Source organism: Variovorax sp. 20P10.2.4 (assembly GCF_058244205.1).
In genome coordinates, this window is record NZ_JBZAYE010000418.1 from 1 (window position 1) to 6,655 (window position 6,655).

General features: G+C 68.4%; 7 protein-coding genes. 3 read left to right on the forward strand and 4 right to left on the reverse strand.

Annotated elements, in window-relative coordinates; genetic code table 11:
* On the reverse strand, positions 1-173 hold a 173-nt coding region (locus AC27VN_RS28885), incomplete at its 3' end, for an amino acid synthesis family protein (protein ID WP_490878762.1).
* A 189-nt stretch (positions 174-362) separates the two neighbouring features.
* Positions 363-1,007 carry a CGNR zinc finger domain-containing protein gene (locus tag AC27VN_RS28890; protein ID WP_490878757.1) on the reverse strand — a complete coding sequence of 215 codons (645 nt, stop codon included), beginning with the start codon at positions 1,005-1,007 and terminating at the stop codon, positions 363-365.
* A gap of 381 nt (positions 1,008-1,388) precedes the next feature.
* Here AC27VN_RS28890 and AC27VN_RS28895 point away from each other — a divergent pair, with 381 nt between their 5' ends.
* Both AC27VN_RS28895 and AC27VN_RS28900 read left to right on the forward strand, forming a co-directional pair.
* Positions 1,389-2,159 (forward strand): SDR family oxidoreductase, encoded by a 771-nt coding sequence (locus AC27VN_RS28895; protein WP_490878758.1) that lies wholly within the window; start codon positions 1,389-1,391, stop codon positions 2,157-2,159.
* Positions 2,160-2,230: 71 nt separating this feature from the next.
* Positions 2,231-3,001, forward strand: coding sequence for an SDR family oxidoreductase (locus AC27VN_RS28900; protein WP_490878759.1), 771 nt, complete (start codon positions 2,231-2,233; stop codon positions 2,999-3,001).
* Positions 3,002-3,090: 89 nt separating this feature from the next.
* Here AC27VN_RS28900 and AC27VN_RS28905 read toward each other — a convergent pair whose 3' ends face one another.
* Entirely contained in the window at positions 3,091-3,798 is a 708-nt protein-coding gene (locus tag AC27VN_RS28905) for an alpha/beta fold hydrolase (RefSeq protein ID WP_490878760.1), read from the reverse strand.
* A 344-nt stretch (positions 3,799-4,142) separates the two neighbouring features.
* On the opposite strand from AC27VN_RS28905, the gene AC27VN_RS28910 reads away from it, so the two are divergent.
* Positions 4,143-4,814, forward strand: coding sequence for an HD domain-containing protein (locus tag AC27VN_RS28910; protein WP_208508628.1), 672 nt, complete (start codon positions 4,143-4,145; stop codon positions 4,812-4,814).
* Positions 4,815-4,823: 9 nt separating this feature from the next.
* Here the strand turns inward: AC27VN_RS28910 and AC27VN_RS28915 are convergent, their stop codons facing one another.
* Positions 4,824-6,302 carry an amidase gene (locus tag AC27VN_RS28915; protein ID WP_490878761.1) on the reverse strand — a complete coding sequence of 493 codons (1,479 nt, stop codon included), beginning with the start codon at positions 6,300-6,302 and terminating at the stop codon, positions 4,824-4,826.
* Between the last annotated feature and the right edge of the window lie 353 nt (positions 6,303-6,655).

A 6,655-nucleotide genomic window follows, 5' to 3' on the forward strand; every position in this document is an offset into this window, starting at 1 on the left:
AGGTCGGCCAGCTCGGCGTCGGTCGCGGCGCCGCGGCCCGCGCAGGGGTTCTTGAAGATCGCGGCGGCGACCACGTGGCGCGAAGGCGCGGCGGCGGCGCGGCCGCCCTCGGCGAGCGTGTTCCTCTCGAACACGAAGATCTGTCGAATGGTCTCGAGCGTTGACTGGCTCATGGGGGTCTCCGTCCTGTGGATGTGGCTGAATCGCCTGGTCCCTGCGTCGCAGGGGCTGAAGTGGCGGACGGAGATTAGGTTCGCGAGGCCCTTCTGTCAGTTTGCAAGAACGCAAGCGGGCTTGCGTTTTTTGGGCCTGGTGGTGGACGTCGATGCGCGCTGGCAGGGAAGAATGACCGGGGCAGGCCGCTAGCGCTTTTCCGAACTCAGCTTCGAACGATGCGCCGCCTGCTTGGCGCGATTGCCGCAGACGGCCATGCTGCACCAGCGGCGAATGCGTCCACGCGTCGTGTCGAGAAACATCAACGTGCAGGCCGGACCCTCGCATGCCTTCACGTGGGTGAGGTCGGCTGTCGCCAAGAGCTCGGCCATGGATTGGGCGATCGGCAGCAGCAGCGAATCGGCGGAACGCCAGCGGCGGCGGCGCACCCATACCAGCTCGGAGGGCTCGTCCCCGGAGGCCGACGCCTTGTCGCCGATCTCGATCTGCTCGAACGCCTCGTCGCGCGCCAGCAGCCGGTTCAGCGCTTCCAGCTCCTTGAAGGATTTGCGCGTGAGCCGCGCGCCCTGGTGCTGCCGGACGAAGGCCCTGAACCACTCGCGCAATGCGCGCGCCTGCGCGGCCACCGCATCCAGCTCGCCCGGGCCGGCCGCCTCGCCCAGCTCTCGCAGTACTTGCGGATCGACCATGCCGGCCTCTCGAAGCCAGTTCAACAGGTCCTCGCCCGAGCCGAGCCACTCCACCTGCGTGTCGGTCGGGACGGCCACCGAATTCAGGAAGTCGAGTGCGGGTGAATCCGCCAGGAACATCGGCGGGGGCCGGACCTCGCTCATTCGCGATCTCCTGGTCGCGGGCAGCGAAGTCCTCGGCGCGGTTGCGCGTGGGCGCACGGGATCGAGCATTTCATTGGGTATCGATGGGTCATGGGATCGGAGCTCCTTGCAGTCGCAATGCGCACATCGGTGGATGCCGGTACAGCGAAGTTCCTGGCATTTTCCCCCGCCGCGGTTCCGGCACGGCACCGCGGGCAGCGCGCAGAGTGGATTTTAAATAACCTAGCCAATATAGTTTGACAGGTTATTAAGAAGACACTAATCTCGGCGCCGAACAGACGACAGGCATCGGGTTTCGAGCGGTGGTTGGCCATCGAGCGCCGGGCCGGCGCGGGAGCTCCCAAAGCGAGGAGGGAGCCATCCAAGGAACGCGAGGAACGCATGAAGAACACAGTGGCCATCGTGTCGGGCGCCAGCCAGGGGATTGGGCGCGAGACCGCCATCCGCCTGGCCAGTGATTTCGGCCGGCTGGTGCTCGTCGCCCGGAGCGAAGAGAAGTTGCAGGAGACGGCACAACGGATCGAGGCCGCGGGGGCGTCCAGCCTGGTCATCGTCTCGGACCTGGGCGAGCCGTCCGCTGCCGCCGAAGTCGTCGAGCGCACGATCGGCGAGTTCGGCCGGATCGATGCGGTGGTCAACATCGCGGGTGCGGTGCCGCAGGTGGACCTGCTGGAGATGACCGATGCGCAATGGGACGCGGGCCTCGGCCTGAAGCTGCACGGCGCGCGCAGGCTGACGGTGCACGCGTGGAAACATCTTTGCGCGACGAACGGGGCCGTGGTCATGACCTCCGGGAATTCGGCGCTGTTCCCGAAGGCTTCCTATGCGGCCGTGGGAACGGTGAACGCCGCGATCGTCGCGCTGGCCAAGGCATTCGCCGACCTCGGGATCCGCGATGGCGTGCGCGTCAACAGCGTGCTGCCCGGGCCCGTCATGACCGAGCGCCGTCGTTCGTACCTCGCGCACTGGGCGCCAGCGCACGGCATGAGCGTCGACGAGGCGTTCGAGAGCTTCCCGAAGGAGGCTGGGATCGCCCGCTACGGAGAGCCGCGGGAGATCGCCGAGCTGATGGCCTTCCTCGTGTCGCCGGCGGCGCGCTGGCTGACCGGCACGGCCGTCCGCATGGACGGCGGCGAGGTCAAGGCCGTCTGATTCGAGGCCGTCGGGCGGCCTCGCTGCGACGGCACCCAGGTCGAAGTTTTATCAACAACCGGAATCATCCAATGTCGGAATCAGTCGTGATAGTGACGGGCGCGAGCTCGGGGATCGGCGAGGCCACGGCCCTGCGGCTCGCCAGGAACTTCTCGTGCGTCGTGCTCGCCGCGCGCAGCGGGGAACAACTGGAGCAGGTGGCGGCGCAGGTGCGCGAACTGGGCGCGCAGGCGCTCGTCGTCGAGGGCGATCTTGGCGATCCCCAGGCCGCCGAGACGGTCGTGGCGCGAACCCTCTCGCAGTTCGGAAGAATCGATGCGCTGGTGAACGTGGCCGGCGCGGTCCCGGGACTGGACCTGTTCGAGATGACCGACGCGCAATGGGACAGCGGCCTGGCACTGAAATTCCATGGCGCCCGCAGGCTCACCTTGCGCGCGTGGGAGGCGCTGAAGTCGTCGAAAGGCGCCGTCGTCTTCATCTCGGGCACTGCCGCGGAAGCGCCGAAGGCGGCGTCTGCCGCCGTGGGCGCGATCAACGCGGCGATCGAGGCGCTGGCAAAGGCTTTCGCCGATCGTGGCATTGCCGATGGCGTTCAAGTGAACAGCGTTTCGCCGGGCGCGGTCATGACGGGCCGGCGCATGGGAATGATCGAGAAGCTCGCGAGCGCGCGCCATCTCGACCTGGACGCCGCCAAGGCCGCGGTCCTCGCGAGTTCGGGCATCGCGCGTTTCGGCGAGCCGGAGGAGATTGCGGATCTGATCGCCTTCGCCGTGTCGCCGGCAGCCCGCTGGATGACCGGCACGGTGCTGCGCATGGACGGCGGCGAGATCAAGTCGATCTGATCGGGGCAGCCCGATATCCCTGAGCCGGTGCGGCCGACCACCGCGGACATCGGGCCGCGGCGGCATGCCCGCCGCGCCGGTCCACGCGCTCAGTGGCGCGCCGCTTCGCTGCCGAACGCGCGGGCCGCGTCGGCGATGAATCCGATGACCTCGCCCGGCGCCGAAACGCTCGGCGCGTGATCGGCCGAGATCGAGCGTTCGACCGCCTGCATCCGCTGCGCCATGAAGCGCTGTGTCGAGGCCGCGATCATCCGATCGTCCTGCGCCACCAGGTACCACGCGGGTCGGGTCTTCCACAGCGGCGGCCCGACGGGCACCGTGATGCATGACACGGAGATCGGCCGCTGCACGGCCGCCAATACGCGTTGGTCTTCCCGCGAGGCGTTCTGTGCGAATGCGTCGGCAAAGGCTTCATCCGGAAGCCAGATCCATCCGTCGCCGTCGGGCGCCAGCCGTGGCGCTTTCTCGTGCGGCTCGGCGCGTCCGAAGACCTCCAGCACCGTTTCCCCTTCGTCGGGCGCAAGTGCCGCCACGTACACCAGGCCCGCCACGCGCTGCTCGGCGATCTGCGCGATCACCGCGCCCGCATAGGCGTGCCCGACGAGGATCAACGGCCCTTCGATGCGTGCGAGGCTGCGCTTCAGCGCGGCCACGTCGTCGGCAAGGCTCGTCAGCGGCAGCGGGGCCGCAACGGCCTCGATGCCCGCCTGCTCCAGGCCCGCAATCACCCTTGCCCAGCTGTATCCGTCGGCCCAGGCGCCATGGACCAGCACGGCGGTCATACCGCGATCATTCATCTTGTGCTCCTTCGTTCGACTCCCGCTCCAGTGCTCCCGATCCGGACCGCTGTGCGGTCTCTTCGCTCCGCCGATTATGCCTTCAAGTAACCTATTTAAAGTTATTTGAGAGGTTACTGTGTTGGGTATCGAATGACTTGGCATCGCTTTCGATAGACAGATGGAGAAGGTGAGGCGGGTGTCGGATGTGCCCGCAGCGCGGCCCCTCTTCGGGACCTGCCCCATGCTTTTGGCAGAAAGCGCACCCGATCTGGCAGTCCCTGCCCCCTCGGCCGCGCGCACGGGGCATCGGCGCGCCGGACACTGGGTTCGCACTTTCGCCAACCCCGATTCCCGGAGAACCCATGAACGAATCCATTGCCGGCATCCGCATCCCCGACAGCCAGATGGCGCGCGAGGCCACCGAGCTGGTGCGCGACACCGAGACCGCGCTGCTGTTCAACCACTCGCGGCGCGTGTTCCTGTTCGGCGCGCTGACCGGCGAGCGCCGCGGCCTGGCCTACGACGCCGAGCTGCTCTACATCGGCGCGATGTTCCACGACATGGGGCTGGTGGCGCCCTACAGCAGCAGGACCGAGCGCTTCGAGGTCGACGGCGCCAATGCCGCGCGCGATTTCCTCGTGCGCCACGGCATCGCCGAGCCCGAGGTCGAGCAGGTGTGGGATGCGATCGCGCTGCACACCACGCCGGGCATTCCGCAGCACAAGAAGCCGGTGGTGGCGCTGGTCACCGCGGGCGTCGAGATGGACGTGCTGGGTCTGGCCTACGATGCCTTCCCGACCGAGCAGCGCGAGGCGGTGGTGCGCGCGCATCCGCGCGAAGCCGACTTCAAGGAGGGCATCATCGATGCCTTCGCCAAGGGCACGCGCTTCAAGCCCGAGACCACCTTCGGCAACGTCAAGGCCGACGTGCTGGCGCTCAAGGACCCCACGTACAAGCGGCTCAACTTCTGCGGGATGATCCTCGGCTCGTCGTGGAACGACGGCGCCTGCGGCGTGCCGGGCTGCCGGCACTGAGCAGGTTTTCTAGCTCGCCGTGGTCACGTGCACGCCGGGCCGGCGGCCATCGTTCCAGCGGCCGCCGATCGCGCGCTCGATCTGCGCGCCGAGCTGCAGCAGCAGGCCGTCGTCGGCCTGCTTCGCCTGCAGCTGCATGCCCAGCGGCAGGCCGTGCTCGTTGAAGGCCAGCGGCAGCGAGATGCCCGGGATGCCGCACAGGTTGGCCAGCGGCGTGTAGGCGAAGTTCTGCCAGAGGTTGTCGAACCAGTCGAGCACCGAGGGGTTGTCGCTGAGCGTGAGGTATTCGGTGGTGCCGACGCGCGGCGTGGGCAGCGCGGTGATCGGGGTGAGGATGATGTCCCAGTCCTCGAAGAAGGCACCGAAGCCGCGCGCGGTGGTGTTGAACACCGTCTGCATCCTGAAGCGCTCGGCATAGGAGATGTCGCGCCCGGCCTCCCAGATCTTGATGTTGATCGGCTCGATCAGGTCGGCCGGCGGCTGCTCGAGGCCGAAACGCGCGAGGAAGCCCTCGATGGTCTGCGCGAAGTTGCTGATGTAGCAGGTGGTCTGGGCCGCGAAGGCGGCACGGATGTCGACCGCGGGCAGCGCCCATTCGACGCGGTGGCCCAGGCCCTCGAGGAAGCGCCCCACGCGCTCGAGCTCGGTCGCGATGTGCGGCGTGGCGCGGAAGTCGCCCCACTCGTGCGACATCGCGATGCGCAGCGGCTTCGGGTCGCGCTCGATCAGCTGCGTGTAGGGCTCGTCGGCCTTCCAGTAGGGCATGAACTCGCCGGGCGCGCCGCCGCGGCAGTGGTCGACGAAGGCCGCGGTGTCGCGCACCGTGCGGCTGTGGCAGCCCTGGATCGACACCAGGCCCGTGAGGTCCGACAGCGCCGGTGCGATCGAGAACACGCCGCGCGAGGGCTTGAGGCCGATGTTGCCGTTCACGCCCGCGGGAATGCGGATCGAGCCGCCGCCGTCGGTGGCGTGCGACAGCGGCAGCACGCCGGCCGCCACCGCCGCGCCCGTGCCGGCCGAGGAGCCGCAGGTGGTGTAGTCGAGGTTCCAGGGGTTGCGCGTGACGTAGACGGCCGGGTTCTCGGCCGAGCTGCAGACGCCGAACTCGGGCGTGGTGGTGCGCCCGATGATGTTGAGCCCGGCCTTGCGGATCTGCTGCGTCAGGTGGGTGTCGGCGGCGGCGCGCTGGCCCTTCATCAGCAGCGAGCCCATTTCCTGCAGCCGGCCCTTCATGGTCGGGCCCAGGTCCTTCATCAGGTAGGGCACGCCCGCGAACGCGCCCGCCGGGTTCATGCCGTCGGCCAGCGGATCGGCCACCACGTCGTCGAAGACCTCGACCACCGCGCTCAGCGCGGGGTTGGTGAGCGCGATGGCGGCGCTGGCCTGGGCCGCGAGCTCGGCCGGCGTGACCTGCCCGCTGCGCACCAGCGCGGCGAGCCCCACGCCGTCCTGTTCGCTCCATGCCTGCCAGCTCATTGCCAAAGTCATCCGTCGCTCCTGTCGAGAAAAGAAAAAGGGGGCGTGGGCCCCGTGTGCGCCCACTCTAGCGAAGACGCGGTGTGCCCGCGCGCCAGTCGTGTATTGGGCCGCGCGTGCAACGTAGTGTGTGGATTTTTCGCGCGGATACACGGGCATACGCGATCCGCGGCGTGGCGGCATGGCGCTCGAAGAATGCGCTCCGGCCCCGGGACAGGGGCCACGCGACTTCATCCAATCCAGAGGAACATCCCATGCACAAGACCACCGACAAGACCGCGAGCCAGGCCACCCGCCGCGGCTTCTTCGCCACCTCCGCCGTGGCCGGCGCCGCGGGCTTCAGCCTGCTCTCGGGCACCGAGCTG